The 14369-nt window shown below is 67.6% G+C and carries 18 protein-coding genes and 5 pseudogenes; 1 reads left to right on the top strand and 22 read right to left on the bottom strand.

The genetic code is table 11. From position 1 onward, the window contains the following. Window positions 1–51: 51 nt before the first annotated feature. From JN350_RS01430 to infA, 7 genes and pseudogenes are all read right to left on the bottom strand, one after another. Window positions 52–960: an FUSC family protein gene (locus JN350_RS01430; RefSeq protein ID WP_205463320.1), complete on the bottom strand. Its 909-nt coding sequence runs from the start codon at window positions 958–960 to the stop codon at window positions 52–54. A gap of 160 nt (window positions 961–1120) precedes the next feature. Continuing rightward, the gene (rplQ, locus tag JN350_RS01435) at window positions 1121–1690 is read right to left on the bottom strand and encodes a 50S ribosomal protein L17 (protein WP_205463321.1); all 570 of its coding nucleotides are present in this window, start codon (window positions 1688–1690) and stop codon (window positions 1121–1123) included. A gap of 63 nt (window positions 1691–1753) precedes the next feature. Further along, window positions 1754–2750: pseudogene (locus JN350_RS01440) on the bottom strand (DNA-directed RNA polymerase subunit alpha). Between the two features lie 190 nt (window positions 2751–2940). Next, window positions 2941–3339 (bottom strand): 30S ribosomal protein S11, encoded by a 399-nt coding sequence (gene rpsK, locus JN350_RS01445; RefSeq protein WP_017885507.1) that lies wholly within the window; start codon window positions 3337–3339, stop codon window positions 2941–2943. 9 nt (window positions 3340–3348) lie between these two features. Next, entirely contained in the window at window positions 3349–3723 is a 375-nt protein-coding gene (gene rpsM, locus JN350_RS01450) for a 30S ribosomal protein S13 (protein ID WP_058728274.1), read from the bottom strand. 186 nt (window positions 3724–3909) lie between these two features. Next, entirely contained in the window at window positions 3910–4026 is a 117-nt protein-coding gene (gene rpmJ, locus JN350_RS01455) for a 50S ribosomal protein L36 (protein ID WP_071276701.1), read from the bottom strand. Between the two features lie 70 nt (window positions 4027–4096). Then, window positions 4097–4319, bottom strand: a pseudogene (gene infA, locus JN350_RS01460) (translation initiation factor IF-1). Between the two features lie 676 nt (window positions 4320–4995). Here infA and JN350_RS01465 point away from each other — a divergent pair. Further along, window positions 4996–5898 carry an LCP family protein gene (locus JN350_RS01465; RefSeq protein ID WP_205463322.1) on the top strand — a complete coding sequence of 301 codons (903 nt, stop codon included), beginning with the start codon at window positions 4996–4998 and terminating at the stop codon, window positions 5896–5898. 223 nt (window positions 5899–6121) lie between these two features. Here the strand turns inward: JN350_RS01465 and map are convergent, their stop codons facing one another. The 15 genes and pseudogenes from map to rplP all read right to left on the bottom strand — a co-directional run bounded on the left by map (window position 6122) and on the right by rplP (window position 14368). Then, window positions 6122–6955 (bottom strand): type I methionyl aminopeptidase, encoded by an 834-nt coding sequence (gene map / locus JN350_RS01470; RefSeq protein ID WP_205463323.1) that lies wholly within the window; start codon window positions 6953–6955, stop codon window positions 6122–6124. A 6-nt stretch (window positions 6956–6961) separates the two neighbouring features. After that, window positions 6962–7488, bottom strand: a pseudogene (locus tag JN350_RS18810) (adenylate kinase). Between the two features lie 58 nt (window positions 7489–7546). Next, window positions 7547–8871, bottom strand: a pseudogene (gene secY, locus JN350_RS01480) (preprotein translocase subunit SecY). Between the two features lie 147 nt (window positions 8872–9018). Further along, the gene (gene rplO, locus JN350_RS01485; protein ID WP_027466723.1) at window positions 9019–9483 is read right to left on the bottom strand and encodes a 50S ribosomal protein L15; all 465 of its coding nucleotides are present in this window, start codon (window positions 9481–9483) and stop codon (window positions 9019–9021) included. Then, window positions 9480–9665, bottom strand: a complete 186-nt coding sequence (rpmD, locus tag JN350_RS01490) for a 50S ribosomal protein L30 (RefSeq protein ID WP_173168934.1) — start codon at window positions 9663–9665, stop codon at window positions 9480–9482. Before rpmD ends, rplO begins: the two co-directional genes overlap by 4 nt. Then, the gene (gene rpsE / locus JN350_RS01495; RefSeq protein WP_205463324.1) at window positions 9665–10519 is read right to left on the bottom strand and encodes a 30S ribosomal protein S5; all 855 of its coding nucleotides are present in this window, start codon (window positions 10517–10519) and stop codon (window positions 9665–9667) included. The genes rpmD and rpsE overlap by 1 nt, the downstream gene beginning before the upstream one ends. After that, complete coding sequence (gene rplR, locus JN350_RS01500) at window positions 10516–10890, bottom strand: 50S ribosomal protein L18 (RefSeq protein ID WP_031259041.1); 375 nt, start codon at window positions 10888–10890, stop codon at window positions 10516–10518. Before rplR ends, rpsE begins: the two co-directional genes overlap by 4 nt. Window positions 10891–10892: 2 nt before the next feature. Beyond that, window positions 10893–11429 carry a 50S ribosomal protein L6 gene (gene rplF, locus JN350_RS01505; protein WP_111083459.1) on the bottom strand — a complete coding sequence of 179 codons (537 nt, stop codon included), beginning with the start codon at window positions 11427–11429 and terminating at the stop codon, window positions 10893–10895. Between the two features lie 6 nt (window positions 11430–11435). Continuing rightward, window positions 11436–11834, bottom strand: coding sequence for a 30S ribosomal protein S8 (gene rpsH / locus JN350_RS01510; protein ID WP_017885519.1), 399 nt, complete (start codon window positions 11832–11834; stop codon window positions 11436–11438). 153 nt (window positions 11835–11987) lie between these two features. Further along, on the bottom strand, window positions 11988–12581 hold the full coding sequence (gene rplE / locus JN350_RS01515; protein WP_194647370.1) for a 50S ribosomal protein L5: 594 nt from the start codon (window positions 12579–12581) through the stop codon (window positions 11988–11990). Then, window positions 12581–12940: a 50S ribosomal protein L24 gene (gene rplX, locus JN350_RS01520; RefSeq protein ID WP_111083461.1), complete on the bottom strand. Its 360-nt coding sequence runs from the start codon at window positions 12938–12940 to the stop codon at window positions 12581–12583. The genes rplE and rplX overlap by 1 nt, the downstream gene beginning before the upstream one ends. A gap of 3 nt (window positions 12941–12943) precedes the next feature. Beyond that, complete coding sequence (gene rplN, locus JN350_RS01525) at window positions 12944–13312, bottom strand: 50S ribosomal protein L14 (RefSeq protein ID WP_111083462.1); 369 nt, start codon at window positions 13310–13312, stop codon at window positions 12944–12946. A 31-nt stretch (window positions 13313–13343) separates the two neighbouring features. Next, window positions 13344–13629, bottom strand: a pseudogene (rpsQ, locus tag JN350_RS01530) (30S ribosomal protein S17). After that, window positions 13629–13949, bottom strand: a complete 321-nt coding sequence (gene rpmC / locus JN350_RS20005) for a 50S ribosomal protein L29 (RefSeq protein ID WP_111083464.1) — start codon at window positions 13947–13949, stop codon at window positions 13629–13631. Before rpmC ends, rpsQ begins: the two are co-directional and overlap by 1 nt. Continuing rightward, window positions 13949–14368, bottom strand: a complete 420-nt coding sequence (gene rplP, locus JN350_RS01540) for a 50S ribosomal protein L16 (RefSeq protein ID WP_111083465.1) — start codon at window positions 14366–14368, stop codon at window positions 13949–13951. The genes rpmC and rplP overlap by 1 nt, the downstream gene beginning before the upstream one ends. Window position 14369 lies beyond the last annotated feature (1 nt).

Here is a 14369-nt window from a genome sequence, read left to right on the forward strand (position 1 = left end):
CGAGTCGCTCGATCGCCTTGTCGCCTTCGTCCTCGGGGCACTCCCCGCGGATCACACAGGCGAGTTGCCGGATCGCCTCGGTGAGCGGTTCGGTGAACGCCGGGTCCGGACGACCGAGGTTCGAGGACACCGGACCCGACCGGGCGACGAGCTCGGTGAGGTCCGTCGTGTACCAGGCGACCCGTTCGAGCGCCCGGAAGCGTGCCCCGTCCTGCTGGAGCCGGGCCCGTGACCCTCGGAGCGCCCCGCGGGGTTGATCTTCCGGCTCTCGTGGGCGACGGACACCCGCGCGCGCACATCGGCGATCGCGCGGTCGAGCTTGTCCTGCTGCCGGTTCCAGGCGTCGTCGTCGCGCTCCCCGCTCTCGAGTACCCGGGCGAGGCCTTCGAGGTGCTCGGCCAAGACGGCGTTCACCTCGTCGATCCGACGTTCGGCGTCCCAGAAGTGCAGCGGAGGGAACACCAGGAAGTTCACGAGCAGACCGACGACGACGCCGACGGCCATCTGCACCAGGTACCCGAACGAGTAGCCCTCGGCGTTCGCCCCGCCGACGAGGAGCACGAACAACGCCGCCGTCGAGACCCAGGTGCTGCCCTCGCCGAGCACCCGGAACCCGCCGACGAGCACCCCGATGCCGACCGCGAGGGCCACGGCGAGGATCCCCGGGTCGCCCACGATCATCGTGAAGCCCGCGACGGCGATGCCGAGCAGGATGCCGACGAGCGTCTGGATGCCGTTGCGCAGCCCCGCGTAGACCGTCGTCTGCATCGCGACGATCGCCCCGAGCGGTGCGTAGTACGGGTAGTCGGACGCGACCCCGGGCACGTGCCTGGCGATGAACCAGGCCAGTGCCGCGGCGCCGGCGGCCTTGGCTGCGTGCAGCAGTCGCGGCTGTGTGCCGGACGTGCGGCTCCACCGCCACGCGCGGCGACCGACGCCCGCGATGTGTTGGAACTCCATGTGGTGACTCTCCCTGTCGGGCGAACACGCTACGGGGCACGCACTGGGAAGGCGACGGTCCTGCGTTCTCCGGACGTCGGGGTGCAGGGGTATCGCTCCCGAACGCGACGAAGCCCCCGCGACCTGGGTCGCGGGGGCTTCGTCGTGGTGACGCGGGGTCCTACTTGGTGTCGTCGCTCTTCTCGGCGGCGTCGGCCTCGACCTCGGCGGCAGCCTCGGTCTCGGTCTCCGACTCGACCGGCGCGGACTCCTCGGTGGTCTCGGTCTCATCGACCGGGGCCTCCTCGGTGGTCTCGTCGGCAGCCGGCTCCTCGACCGGAGCGGCGGCGGCCGGAGCCGCGGTGCGCTTCACCGGGGCGGGCGTGCCCGACACCGGCTCGAGGACGAGCTCGATCGACGCCAGCGGGGCGTTGTCGCCCTTGCGGAAGCCGAGCTTCGTGATGCGGGTGTAGCCGCCCTGACGGTCCTCGACCTGCGGGGCGATCTCCGTGAACAGCGTGTGCACGACGGACTTGTCGCGCAGGGTCGCGATGACCCGACGACGAGCGTGCAGGTCGCCGCGCTTCGCGAACGTGATGAGCCGCTCGGCGACCGGACGGAGGCGCTTGGCCTTCGTCTCGGTGGTCGTGATGCGACCGTGCGTGAAGAGGGCGTTGGCGAGGTTGCTCAGGAGCAGGCGCTCGTGAGCGGGACCGCCACCGAGGCGGGGGCCCTTGGTGGGCTTCGGCATGTCAGTTCTCCAGTGGTGAAAGTGGTGCGCGCGGTGTCAGCGCGCTTGCGCGTGAGCGCGAGATCAGTTGTTGGACTCGTCCTCGTCGTACCCGCTGTAGAAGTGGGCGCCGTCGAATCCGGGGACGGTGTCCTTGAGGGACAGGCCGAGCTCGGTGAGCTTGTCCTTGACCTCGTCCACCGACTTCTGACCGAAGTTGCGGATGTTCATGAGCTGCGTCTCCGACAGGGCGACGAGCTCGGACACCGTGTTGATGCCCTCGCGCTTCAGGCAGTTGTAGCTGCGGACCGACAGGTCGAGGTCCTCGATCGGGGTCTGCAGCTCGTTCGACAGGACAGCGTCGACCGGCGCGGGGCCGATCTCGATGCCCTCTGCGGCCGTGTTGAGCCTCGCGAGCGAGCCCGAACAGCTCGACCAGCGTGCGACCGGCCGACGCGATGGCGTCGCGCGGCGTGATCGCCGGCTTCGACTCGACGTCGACGACCAGGCGGTCGAAGTCCGTGCGCTCACCGGCACGCGTCGCCTCGACGCGGTAGGTGACCTTGAGGACCGGCGAGTAGATCGAGTCGATCGGGATCTGACCGGCCTCGGAGAACTCGGAACGGTTCTGCGTGGCCGAGACGTAGCCGCGGCCGCGCTCGATCGTGAGCTCGAGCTCGAACCGCGCGGTGTCGTTCAGGGTCGCGATGACGAGTTCCGGGTTGTGGATCTCGACGCCGGCCGGAGCGGAGATGTCCGCTGCGGTGACCTGACCGGCACCCTGCTTGCGCAGGTACGCGGTGATCGGCTCGTCGTGCTCGCTGGAGACGACGAGGCTCTTGATGTTGAGGATGATCTCGGTGACGTCTTCCTTCACACCGGGAACGGTGCTGAATTCGTGGAGGACACCGTCGATGCGGATGCTGGTGACAGCCGCGCCGGGGATCGAGGAGAGGAGCGTGCGGCGCAGCGAGTTGCCGAGGGTGTAACCGAAGCCCGGCTCGAGCGGCTCGATGACGAAGCGCGAGCGGTGCTCGGAGATCGACTCCTCGGTCAGGGTGGGGCGCTGTGCAATGAGCACTGTGGGATTCCTTTCGGCGAAGTGTCCGCTATATGACACTTGGCGGTACGACGGGGCCGCGTGGGCCCCGACGGGTCTGTTGAGTTGTGATCACGCGCACCGATGTGCGCGATCGAACGACCAGGAATGGCCGCGGGCCCTGCCCGACCCCGTCAGGGGACGAGCAGGGCGCGGCCGGTTGCTCCTCGCGTCAGACGCGACGACGCTTCGGCGGGCGGCAACCGTTGTGCGCCTGCGGAGTGACGTCGTTGATCGAGCCGACCTCGAGGCCAGCGGCCTGGAGCGAACGGATCGCGGTCTCGCGGCCCGAACCCGGACCCTTCACGAAGACGTCGACCTTCTTGACGCCGTGCTCCTGCGCCTGACGCGCAGCGGACTCGGCAGCGAGCTGCGCCGCGAACGGCGTCGACTTGCGCGAACCCTTGAAGCCGACGGCACCCGAGGACGCCCAGCTGAGGACGGCACCCGACGGGTCGGTGATGCTGACGATCGTGTTGTTGAACGTGCTCTTGATGTGGGCCTGGCCCACTGCGACGTTCTTCTTCTCCTTGCGGCGCGGCTTGCGCGCGGCAGTCTTGGGGGTAGCCATCGGGGTCTCCTATCGAGCCTTCTTCTTGCCTGCCACGGTGCGCTTCGGTCCCTTGCGGGTACGCGCGTTGGTCTTGGTGCGCTGACCGCGCACCGGGAGACCACGACGGTGGCGAAGACCCTCGTAGCTACCGATCTCGACCTTGCGACGGATGTCGGCTGCCACCTCGCGGCGGAGGTCACCCTCCACCTTGAAGTTGCCCTCGATGAAGTCACGGAGGGCGACGAGCTGGTCGTCGGTCAGGTCCTTGACGCGGATGTCACCGGAGATACCGGTCTCGGCGAGTGCCTGGACCGCGCGGGTACGGCCGACGCCGTAGATGTACGTGAGTGCGATCTCCACGCGCTTCTCGCGCGGGATGTCGACGCCTGCTAGACGTGCCATGTGATGGCTGCTCCTGTTGTCGATGGAGGTGTGGAGCAGTACCGGTGCCCGGGCCTCCGACCCGAGGTGTCCCCCGGTCGTCGTGCGACCGGGTTCTGGTACTGCGTTGTCGATCTTCAGTTGTGGGTCGTGCTCGAGCAGCCGGCTGTCCGAGGGACAGCGTCGGCGCCGGTCACGCGTCGGGGACTAGCCCTGGCGCTGCTTGTGACGCGGGTTGCTCTTGCAGATCACCATGACGCGGCCCTTGCGGCGGATCACTCGGCAGTGCTCGCACATGGGCTTGACGCTGGGGTTGACCTTCATTGTTCTTTCCTCGTGCTCGCTGGCTTCGTGCGCGGCAGGATTGCCGAGCCGTTCCTTTCCAGCTCGCGGATCACTTGTAGCGGTAGACGATCCGGCCGCGGGTCAGGTCGTACGGGCTCAGCTCCACGATCACGCGGTCCTCGGGGAGGATGCGGATGTAGTGCTGGCGCATCTTCCCGGAGATGTGCGCGAGGACCTTGTGTCCGTTCGTCAGCTCAACGCGGAACATCGCGTTGGGCAGAGCTTCTGAGCACCGAGCCTTCGATCTCGATGACGCCGTCTTTCTTGGCCATAGCCTCACTGTCGCTTGGTTGTGGAACAGGTGTGATCCCCGAACCGGTCTGCGGGTCGGTCGCCACACCCGAGAGGGCATGACACACCAAAGATCGATCTTATGTGGTAAACCCGCAATTGCCAAGTGCGCGCTCGGCACGCCCCTCACCTGGGGCTTCCGGAGGCGTGCCTGAGTGTTCCACAGTGGTTTGACGGCGCGCTCCGGGCCGACGCCCCCGCCCGGACCGTAGCGTTGCTCCGCAGCCACGTCCGCCGCCGACGTACCTCGCGCGGACCACCGAACGGAGACCACGTGCCCGACGCCAGACGACGCCCCTTCGCCGCACACGGCAAGCAGGCCCGCCGTCGCGGCTGGACCACGCTGGTGACCGTCGTGGCCTCGGCGCTGGCCGTCGTGCTCGTGAGCGGCACGAGCGTCGCCGCCATCGCCGGCGCCCAGCTGGCGACCGCGCCGCAGACCGTTCAGCTCAGCACCGACGACCAGAGCACCGCGAAGACCGCCGACATCACGGCCATCAAGGGCGGCGCGAACATCCTGCTCATCGGCAGCGACACCCGCGTCGGCCAGTTCGACTCCGACGAGGACGTCGAGGGTGCCCGCAACGACGTCACGATGCTCATCCACGTCTCGCAGGACCACCAGCAGCTCACCGCGGTCAGCTTCCCCGCGACCTCATGGTCCCGATCCCCGCGTGCACGAACCCCGCGACCGGCACGACGTACCCCGCGTCGACCTCGGCGATGTTCAACACGGCACTCGGCAACGGCGGCGTCTCGTGCGTGGTGGACACCGTCGAGAACCTCACCGGTCTGAGCATCCCGTACGCCGGCCTGATCACCTTCGACGGCGTGATCGAGATGTCGAACGCCCTGGGCGGCGTCGACGTCTGCGTCGCGGAGCCGATCAACGACACGTTCACCGGCCTGCACCTCACCGCGGGTTCGCACAACCTCGAGGGCTCGGACGCCCTCGCGTTCCTGCGCACCCGCCACGGCGTCGGCGACGGCAGCGACCTCGCTCGGATCAGCTCGCAGCAGGTGTTCCTGTCGGCGCTGCTCCGCAAGGTCACCTCCGACGGCACGCTGTCGAACCCCATCACCCTCTACAAGCTCGCCGGCGCCGCCCTGTCGAACATGACCCTGTCGGACGGCCTGGCACAGGCCCGCACCCTCGTCGGCCTCGCCTCGGCACTGCGCGGCATGAGCACCGCCAACATGCTCTTCGTGCAGTACCCGGTCGCCGACGACCCCGACGACAGCGCGCGGGTGATCGTCGACCAGGAGACCGCCCACACGCTCAACGTGGCGCTGCAGAACGACGTGAAGTCCTCGCTGAGCGACTCGAGCACGGGGCGCGCGTCAGAGGAGTCGCCGACCGCCGGGGGCGCCGCGACGACCGCACCGTCGACCGGCACCACGCCGTCCGACACGTCGTCGTCGCCCGCGTCGGGCGGCGCATCGTCGGGGACGTCGTCCGCACCGAGCTCGTCCGCCACGAGCACGGCGACGTCGACCCCGCTGCCGTCGTCGATCACCGGGCAGAGCGCCTCCGAGCAGACCTGCTCGGTCGGCAACTGACCGCGTCGCGAGACGCCGTCGTCCTGGCACGACACCCCCGAACGCACGAGACGCCGCCGATTCCGACGGCGTCTCGGCGTCTTGCCGGCGTCTCCGCACGACGACGGCGTCTCGCGCGGCCGTGGACGTGGGACTGCCAGGCGCGCGCTGCGCGACCGAGCCGCGCCGAGCCTCCCGGTCGGGGTGCACGGCCGGCAGTGGCGTGTCGGACTGGAGGCCCGCCCTACGGGATCGGGACGGGCATCACGCCCAGCGGGGCCAGGCCCGCAGCGCCGCCGTCGGCGGCCGTCAGGACCCACAGGCCGTCGGCGTGCACGGCGACGCTGTGCTCCCAGTGCGCGGCGTCCTTGCCGTCCATCGTGCGGACGGTCCAGTCGTCGTCGTCCGTCGAGCTGTCGATCGTGCCCGCGGTGACCATCGGCTCGATGGCGACCACCAGGCCGGGCTTCACCGCCGGACCGGCACCGCGGACGCGGTAGTTGAAGACCGGCGGGTCCTCGTGCATGGAGCGACCGATGCCGTGCCCCGTGTAGTCCTCGACGATGCCCCAGGCGCCGGTCTCGTCGATGGCGTCCTCGACCGCGGAACCGACCTCGTGCAGGTTCTTCGCGTGGGCGAGCGCCGCGATGCCGTGCCAGAGCGAGCGTTCCGTGGTGTCGCAGAGCGTCTGGCGCGCCGCGGACACCTCGGCGTCGCCACCGGGGACGACCGTGGTGAACGCGCTGTCGCCGTTCCAGCCGTCGACCTCGGCACCGGCGTCCACCGAAACGATGTCACCGGGAGCGAGTACGCGGTCGCCGGGGATGCCGTGCACGATCTCGTCGTTCACGGACACGCACAGCGTGTGCCGGTAGCCCGGCACGAGCTGGAAGTTCGGGATCCCGCCGCCGTCGCGGATCGTCCGCTCGGCGATCGCGTCGAGCTCGCCCGTCGTGACGCCGGGACGGATCGCCGCACGCACTGCGTCGAGCGCCTCAGCGGTCAGCAGCCCGGGGCGCACCATGGCGCGGAGCTCGTCCGGCGTCTTGTAGATCGAGGGCTTGCGGAAACGGACCACGCCGGGTCAGACGCCCGCGGTCAGCCCGCGAGCCGACAGCGCGGCCTGGATGCGGTCGCCGACCTCGTCGATCGCGCCGAGGCCGTCGACGTCGAGCACGAGACCGCGGTCGCCGTAGGCGCCGACGATCGGGGCGGTCTGCTCGGTGTAGACCTGCTGGCGACGACGGATCGTCTCCTCGTTGTCGTCACTGCGGCCCTGCTGCTCGGCACGCTTGAGCAACCGGCCGACGAGCTCGTCCTGGTCGGCGACGAGCTGCACGACCGCGTCGATCCCGGTGCCCTGCTCGGCGAGCAGCGCGTCGAGGTACTCGACCTGCCCGACCGTGCGGGGGTACCCGTCGAGCAGGAACCCTCGGCTGCGTCCGCCTCGTTCAGGCGGGACTTCACGAGCTCGTTCGTCAGGGAGTCCGGCACGTAGTCGCCGGCGTCCATGATCGCCTTGGCCTGCACACCGAGCGGCGTGCCCTCTGCGACGTTCTTGCGGAAGATGTCGCCCGTCGAGACGGCCGGGATCCCGAAGGACTCGGCGATCCGGCCGGCCTGGGTGCCCTTCCCCGCTCCGGGGGTCCGACGATGATGAGACGTGCGCTCAACGGAGAAGCCCTTCGTAGTGACGCTGCTGCAGCTGCGAGTCGATCTGCTTCACGGTCTCGAGACCGACACCCACGATGATCAGGATGCTCGCGCCACCGAACGGGAAGTTCTGGTTCGCGCCGAACAGCGCCAGTGCTGCCAGCGGGATGAGCGCGATGAAACCGAGGTAGAGCGAGCCGGGCAGCGTCACCCGGGTGAGGACGTAGTCGAGGTACTCGGCCGTCGGGCGACCGGCACGGATGCCGGGGATGAACCCGCCGTACTTCTTCATGTTGTCGGCGACCTCTTCGGGGTTGAAGGTGATCGCCACGTAGAAGTACGTGAAACCGACGATGAGCAGGAAGTACAGCACCATGTAGAACAGGTTGTCGCCGGAGACGAGGTTGTTCTCGATCCAGGTGACCCACGCCGCGGGCTCGGAGCCGTCCGAGGGCTTGTTGAACTGCGCGACCAGGGCCGGCAGGTACAGCAGCGACGACGCGAAGATGACGGGCACGACGCCGGCCATGTTCACCTTGATCGGGATGTACGTGTTGTTGCCGCCGTACGTGCGTCGGCCGACCATGCGCTTGGCGTACTGGACCGGGATCCGCCGCTGCGACTGCTCGACGAACACGACGGCCATCATGATGACCAGCCCGACCAGGATGACGAACAGGAAGAGCTCGAACGACTGCGACTGCTCGATGGCCCAGAGCGCCGACGGGAACTGCGCCGCGATCGACGTGAAGATGAGGAGCGACATGCCGTTGCCGATGCCGCGCTCGGTGACGAGCCTCGCCCATCCACATGATGAGGCCGGTACCGGCGGTCAGGGTGACGACCATCAGCATGATCGCGTACCAGCTGTCGTTCGAGATGATCGACGAGCAGGAGGACGACGCGTTCGTGCCGAAGAGGGCACCCGAGCGGGCGACCGTGATCAGGGTGGTGGACTGCAGCACGCCCAGCGCGATCGTGAGGTAGCGCGTGTACTGCGTCAGCTTGGCCTGACCGGACTGGCCCTCCTTGTAGAGGGAGTCGAAGTGCGGGATGACCACGCGCAGGAGCTGCACGATGATCGACGACGTGATGTACGGCATGATGCCGAGCGCGAAGACCGAGAGCTTCCAGCAGCGCGCCGCCGGAGAACAGGTTGATCAGGTCGTAGAGACCGCCGGACGACGAGGCGCTGGCGAGACAGCTCTGCACGGCCGCGTAGTCGACGAACGGTGCCGGGATGTACGACCCGAGGCGGAACAGCGCGATGATCGCGAGGGTGAAGCCGATCTTCTTGCGAAGATCAGGGGTGCGCATGATGCGCGCGACCGCTCTGAACACGAGGACTCCGAACTTCTGGGACCGGGGCCGTCGATCGCGGCCGTTCCGGTGTCGGTCGGCAGGGCCGACCAGGCTGGCGGATGCCGGCCACTGTCAAGGAAACCGTAACGGCGGCCCGTGCGCAAACGCACGGGCCGCCGACGGGGGTTACTGGGAGACGGTGCCGCCAGCAGCCACGATCTTCTCGGCGGCGGACGCCGAGACCTTGTCGACCGTGACCGTGATCTTCACGGTGATGTCACCCTGACCGAGAACCTTGACCTTCTCGTTCTTGCGGACGGCGCCCTTGGCGACCAGGCCCGCAACGGTGACGTCGCCACCATCGGGGTAGAGCTCCGAGATCTTGTCCAGGTTCACGACCTGGTACTCGACCCGGAACGGGTTCTTGAACCCGCGGAGCTTCGGGGTGCGCATGTGCAGCGGCATCTGCCCACCCTCGAAGCCGACCCGGACCTGGTAACGGGCCTTCGTGCCCTTGGTACCACGCCCAGCGGTCTTGCCCTTCGAGCCCTCACCGCGACCCACACGGGTGCGGTCCTTCTTGGCGCCCTCTGCGGGGCGGAGGTGGTGCAGCTTCAGCACCTGCACGCGCTCGTTCTTCTCGTCGCTCATGCGTCGACCTCCTCGACCTTCACGAGGTGCGCCACCGTTGCGATGTACCCGCGGTTCTGGGCGTTGTCCTCACGCTCGACCGTGCGGCCGATGCGCTTGAGACCCAGGCTGCGGAGCGTGTCGCGCTGGTACTGCTTCTCGCTGATAACGGACTTGATCTGCGTGATCTTCAGCGTCGCCATCACGCACCTGCCTTCTCGGTCGCGGCACGCAGTGCTGCGGCCTCGGCCTGGAGCAGACGAGCCGGGACGACCCGCTCGACGTCGAGGCCACGACGGCTCGCGACGGCGCGGGGCTCCTCGAGCTGCTTCAGAGCCTCGACGGTCGCGTGCACGATGTTGATGGTGTTCGACGAACCGAGCGACTTGCTCAGGACGTCGTGGATGCCGGCGCACTCGAGCACGGCACGGACGGGACCGCCGGCGATGACACCGGTACCCGGACCGGCCGGACGCAGGAGCACGACGCCGGCAGCGGCTTCACCCTGCACGGGGTGCGGGATGGTGTTGCCGACGCGGGGGACGCGGAAGAAGTTCTTCTTCGCCTCTTCGACACCCTTGGAGATCGCCGTGGGGACCTCCTTGGCCTTGCCGTAGCCGACGCCCACGAGGCCGTTGCCGTCACCCACAACGACGAGCGCCGTGAAGCTGAAGCGACGACCACCCTTGACGACCTTCGACACGCGGTTGATGGTCACCACGCGCTCGAGGAACTGGCTGTCGCCACCGCGGTTGTTGCGGTCGCGGCCCTGCTGACGGTCACGACCGCCACCACGACGGCCACGGTTGTCGGCCGAGTCGCGGTTGTTCGATGCGGAACCGGCAGCGGTCTCGACGGGACGCTCGGCGACGGCAGGTGCCTCCGCCTCCTTGCCCTTCGCGGCGGTGTCGGTGCCCTCAGCGGTTGCTTCGGTGGCCTCAGCGGTTGCCTCGGTGGCCTCGGGGGCCTCCGTGCTCGCCTCGGTGGTCTCGACGGCGTCCGTGGCCTCGACGGCCTCGGTCTTGGCGTCTTCGTTGGTGTTCGCGTTGTCGCTCACAGGTTCAGCCCTCCTTCACGGGCACCATCGGCGATCGCGGCGACGCGACCGGCGTACTTGCTGCCACCGCGGTCGAAGACCACGGCCTCGACGCCAGCCGACTTCGCGCGCTCGGCGAGGAGCTCACCGACGCGACGGGCCTTGGCGGTCTTGTCGCCGTCGAACGAGCGGAGGTCTGCCTCCATCGTCGAGGCGCTTGCGAGGGTGTGACCCTTCGCGTCGTCGATGACCTGCACGAACACGTGACGCGACGAGCGGGTGACGGCGAGACGGGGACGAGCCTCGGTGCCGGTGATCTTCTTGCGGAGACGGTTGTGACGACGCGCCTTGGCGGCCGCCTTGCTCTTGCCTCGTGTCTTGAGGAGTCCCATGATCACTTACCTGACTTTCCGGCCTTGCGGCGCACGTTCTCGCCGGCGTAACGGACACCCTTGCCCTTGTACGGCTCGGGCTTCCGGAGCTTCCGGATGTTCGCCGCCACTTCGCCGACTGCCTGCTTGTCGATGCCGGCGACCGTGACCTTGTTGTTGCCCTCGACCGCGAAGCTGATGCCCGCGGGCGGCTCGACCGTGATCGAGTGGGAGTACCCGAGCGCGAACTCGAGGTTCGAGCCCTTCGCCTGCACGCGGTAACCGGTGCCGACGACCTCGAGGCCCTTGGTGTAGCCCTGGGTCACGCCGATGATGTTGTTGGCGATGAGGGTACGGGTCAGGCCGTGGAGCGAACGCGACTCGCGCTCGTCGTCCGGACGGGTGACGAGAACCTGGTTCTCCTCGACCTTGGCCTGGATGGGCTCCGCGATGACGAGCGCGAGCTCGCCCTTCGGGCCCTTGACCGCCACGCTTTGACCGTCAACTGAGACGGTCACGCCGGCGGGGATGTCGATGGGAAGACGTCCGATTCGTGACATTGTCGATCACCACACGTAGGCGAGGACTTCCCCACCCACGCCCTTCTGCTCGGCTTCGCGGTCGGTCAGCAGCCCGGACGAGGTCGAGAGGATCGCCACGCCGAGGCCACCGAGGACCTGGGGGATCTCCGTCGACTTCGCGTAGACCCGGAGGCCCGGCTTCGACACGCGCTTGATGCCGGCGATCGAACGCTCGCGCTCGGGGCCGTACTTCAGGTCGATGGTGAGGGTCTGCCCGACTCGGGCGTCCTCCACCTTCCACTCGCTGATGTAGCCCTCACGCTTGAGGATGTCGGCGATGTTCTTCTTGAGCTTGGAGCTCGGGAGCGCGACGGCGTCGTGGTGCGCGGAGTTCGCGTTCCGCAATCTGGTCAGCATGTCTGCGACCGGATCGGTCATCGTCATGATGTTCGTCCATTTCTCGCCTGGTTTCGACACCCGTTCCACGAATGCCGACCTGAGCGATCGAGTGATCCCGGGGCGGTTCCCCAGGATCGGTGTGTTCGTGCGTGCGGGCCGGAGGACGTGAATCCTCCGGCCCGCACCGCCCGAAGTAGCTTAGACCGTCTGCTCGTTGGAGCGGAACGGGAAGCCGAGCTGACGGAGCAGCGCGCGTCCCTCGTCGTCCGTCTTCGCGGTGGTGACGACAGTGATGTCGAAGCCGCGGACACGGTCGATGCGGTCCTGGTCGATCTCGTGGAACACGGACTGCTCCGAGAGACCGAACGTGTAGTTGCCGTTCCCGTCGAACTGCTTGTCGCTGAGACCGCGGAAGTCGCGGATGCGGGGCAGTGCGAGGGAGATCAGGCGGTCGAGGAACTCCCAGGCGCGGTCACCACGGAGGGTGACGTGCGCACCGATCGCCTGACCCTCGCGCAGCTTGAACTGCGCGATGGACTTGCGAGCGATGTTGACCTGGGGCTTCTGACCCGTGATCGCCGTGAGGTCCTTGATGGCCCCCTCGATGATCTTCGAGTCGCGAGCGGCCTCGCCGACACCGGTGTTCACGACGACCTTGACCAGGCCGGGGACCTGGTTGACGTTCGCGTAGCCGAACTGCTCGGTGAGCGTGGCCTTGATCTCGTCCTTGTACTTCTGCTTGAGGCGCGGCTGGACCTTGGGGGCCTCAGTCGTTGCAGTCGTGTCGGTCATCAGAGCGTCTCACCTGACTTCTTGGCGTAGCGGACGCGGACGGTCTTCTTGACCCCGCCCTTCTCCACCTCTTCGGTACGGAAGCCGACGCGGGTCGGCTTCTTCGTCTTCGGGTCGACGAGAGCGACGTTGGACACGTGGATCGAGGCTTCGTGCTTCTCGATGCCACCCGTCTTCGAGCCGCGCTGCGTCTGGCCGACGCGGACGTGCTTCGTGACGAAGTTCACGCCCTCGACGACGACGCGCTGCTTGTCCTTGAGGACCTCGATGACCTTGCCCTGCTTGCCACGGTCGCCGCCACGCTCCTGCGTCGCGCCCGTGATGACCTGGACGAGGTCACCCTTCTTGATGTTCGCCATGGCTTACAGCACCTCCGGCGCGAGCGAGATGATCTTCATGAACTTCTTGTCACGGAGTTCGCGACCGACCGGACCGAAGATGCGCGTGCCGCGCGGGTCGCCGTCGGCCTTGAGGATCACTGCCGCGTTCTCGTCGAACTTGATGTAGGAGCCGTCCTGACGACGGGTCTCCTTCTTGGTGCGAACGATGACCGCCTTGACGACGTCACCCTTCTTCACGTTGCCGCCGGGGATGGCGTCCTTCACCGTGGCGACGATGACGTCACCGAGACCGGCGTAGCGACGACCCGAACCACCGAGCACACGGATGGTCAAGATCTCCTTGGCGCCCGTGTTGTCGGCGATCTTCAGGCGGGATTCCTGCTGAATCACTGCTGTCTCCTATTCCGAAGCAGGCCGAGGCCTACTTGGCCTTCTCGAGGATCTCGACCAGGCGCCAGCGCTTGGAAGCGCTGAGGGGACGGGTCTCGCTGATCACGACGAGGTCGCCGACACCAGCGGTGCCGAGCCTCGTCGTGGGCCTTCACCTTGGACGTGCGACGGATGATCTTGCCGTAGAGCGCGTGCTTCACGCGGTCCTCGACCTCGACCACGATGGTCTTGTCCATCTTGTCGCTGGTCACGTAGCCGCGACGCGTCTTGCGGTAGCCGCGAGTGAGGGCGGCGGAGGTCTTCTCTTCGTTCGCCATTACTTCTCCTCGGCGGTCTCGGCCTCGGTCGACTCAGCCGGCTTGTCAGCCTTCTTCGTCGTCTTCTTGGCCTTGGTGGCGGTCTCGACGGGCGCGGGAGTGGCACGGATGCCGAGCTCGCGCTCGCGGAGGACGGTGTAGATGCGAGCGATGTCGCGCTTGACGGCACGGAGACGACCGTGGCTCTCCAGCTGGCCGGTGGCCGACTGGAAGCGGAGGTTGAAGAGTTCCTCCTTGGCCTTCTTCAGCTCGTCAGCGAGACGCTCGTTCTCGAACGTGTCGAGCTCCGTCGGACGGAGCTCCTTGGAACCGATCGCCATTATGCGTCGCCCTCCTCGCGCTTGATGATGCGTGCCTTGAGGGGCAGCTTGTGGATTGCACGGGTCAGCGCCTCACGGGCGATGTCCTCGGTGACGCCGGAGAGCTCGAAGAGCACACGACCCGGCTTGACGTTGGCGACCCACCACTCGGGCGAGCCCTTACCGGAACCCATGCGGGTCTCAGCCGGCTTCTTCGTGAGCGGACGGTCCGGGTAGATGTTGATCCAGACCTTGCCGCCACGCTTGATGTGACGCGTCATGGCGATACGAGCGGACTCGATCTGACGGTTGGTCACGTACGCCGGGGTGAGGGCCTGGATGCCGTAGTCGCCGAAGCTGACCTTGGTACCACCGGTTGCCTGACCCGAACGCTTCGGGTGGTGCTGCTTGCGGTGCTTGACTCGACGGGGAATAAGCATG

Origin of the sequence: Curtobacterium sp. 24E2, assembly GCF_016925595.1 — a bacterium.
Classification (GTDB): domain Bacteria; phylum Actinomycetota; class Actinomycetes; order Actinomycetales; family Microbacteriaceae; genus Curtobacterium.

What these genes read in the sequence shown, in the direction of transcription:
- JN350_RS01430 (WP_205463320.1), bottom strand. Translation starts at nt 960, where the DNA reads ATGGAGTTCCAACACATCGCGGGCGTCGGTCGCCGCGCGTGGCGGTGG.
- rplQ (WP_205463321.1), bottom strand. Translation starts at nt 1,690, where the DNA reads ATGCCGAAGCCCACCAAGGGCCCCCGCCTCGGTGGCGGTCCCGCTCAC.
- rpsK (WP_017885507.1), bottom strand. Translation starts at nt 3,339, where the DNA reads ATGGCTACCCCCAAGACTGCCGCGCGCAAGCCGCGCCGCAAGGAGAAG.
- rpsM (WP_058728274.1), bottom strand. Translation starts at nt 3,723, where the DNA reads ATGGCACGTCTAGCAGGCGTCGACATCCCGCGCGAGAAGCGCGTGGAG.
- rpmJ (WP_071276701.1), bottom strand. Translation starts at nt 4,026, where the DNA reads ATGAAGGTCAACCCCAGCGTCAAGCCCATGTGCGAGCACTGCCGAGTG.
- JN350_RS01465 (WP_205463322.1), top strand. Translation starts at nt 4,996, where the DNA reads ATGGTCCCGATCCCCGCGTGCACGAACCCCGCGACCGGCACGACGTAC.
- rplO (WP_027466723.1), bottom strand. Translation starts at nt 9,483, where the DNA reads ATGAGCGACGAGAAGAACGAGCGCGTGCAGGTGCTGAAGCTGCACCAC.
- rpmD (WP_173168934.1), bottom strand. Translation starts at nt 9,665, where the DNA reads ATGGCGACGCTGAAGATCACGCAGATCAAGTCCGTTATCAGCGAGAAG.
- rplR (WP_031259041.1), bottom strand. Translation starts at nt 10,890, where the DNA reads ATGGGACTCCTCAAGACACGAGGCAAGAGCAAGGCGGCCGCCAAGGCG.
- rplF (WP_111083459.1), bottom strand. Translation starts at nt 11,429, where the DNA reads ATGTCACGAATCGGACGTCTTCCCATCGACATCCCCGCCGGCGTGACC.
- rpsH (WP_017885519.1), bottom strand. Translation starts at nt 11,834, where the DNA reads ATGACGATGACCGATCCGGTCGCAGACATGCTGACCAGATTGCGGAAC.
- rplE (WP_194647370.1), bottom strand. Translation starts at nt 12,581, where the DNA reads ATGACCGACACGACTGCAACGACTGAGGCCCCCAAGGTCCAGCCGCGC.
- rplX (WP_111083461.1), bottom strand. Translation starts at nt 12,940, where the DNA reads ATGGCGAACATCAAGAAGGGTGACCTCGTCCAGGTCATCACGGGCGCG.
- rpmC (WP_111083464.1), bottom strand. Translation starts at nt 13,949, where the DNA reads ATGGCGATCGGTTCCAAGGAGCTCCGTCCGACGGAGCTCGACACGTTC.
- rplP (WP_111083465.1), bottom strand. Translation starts at nt 14,368, where the DNA reads ATGCTTATTCCCCGTCGAGTCAAGCACCGCAAGCAGCACCACCCGAAG.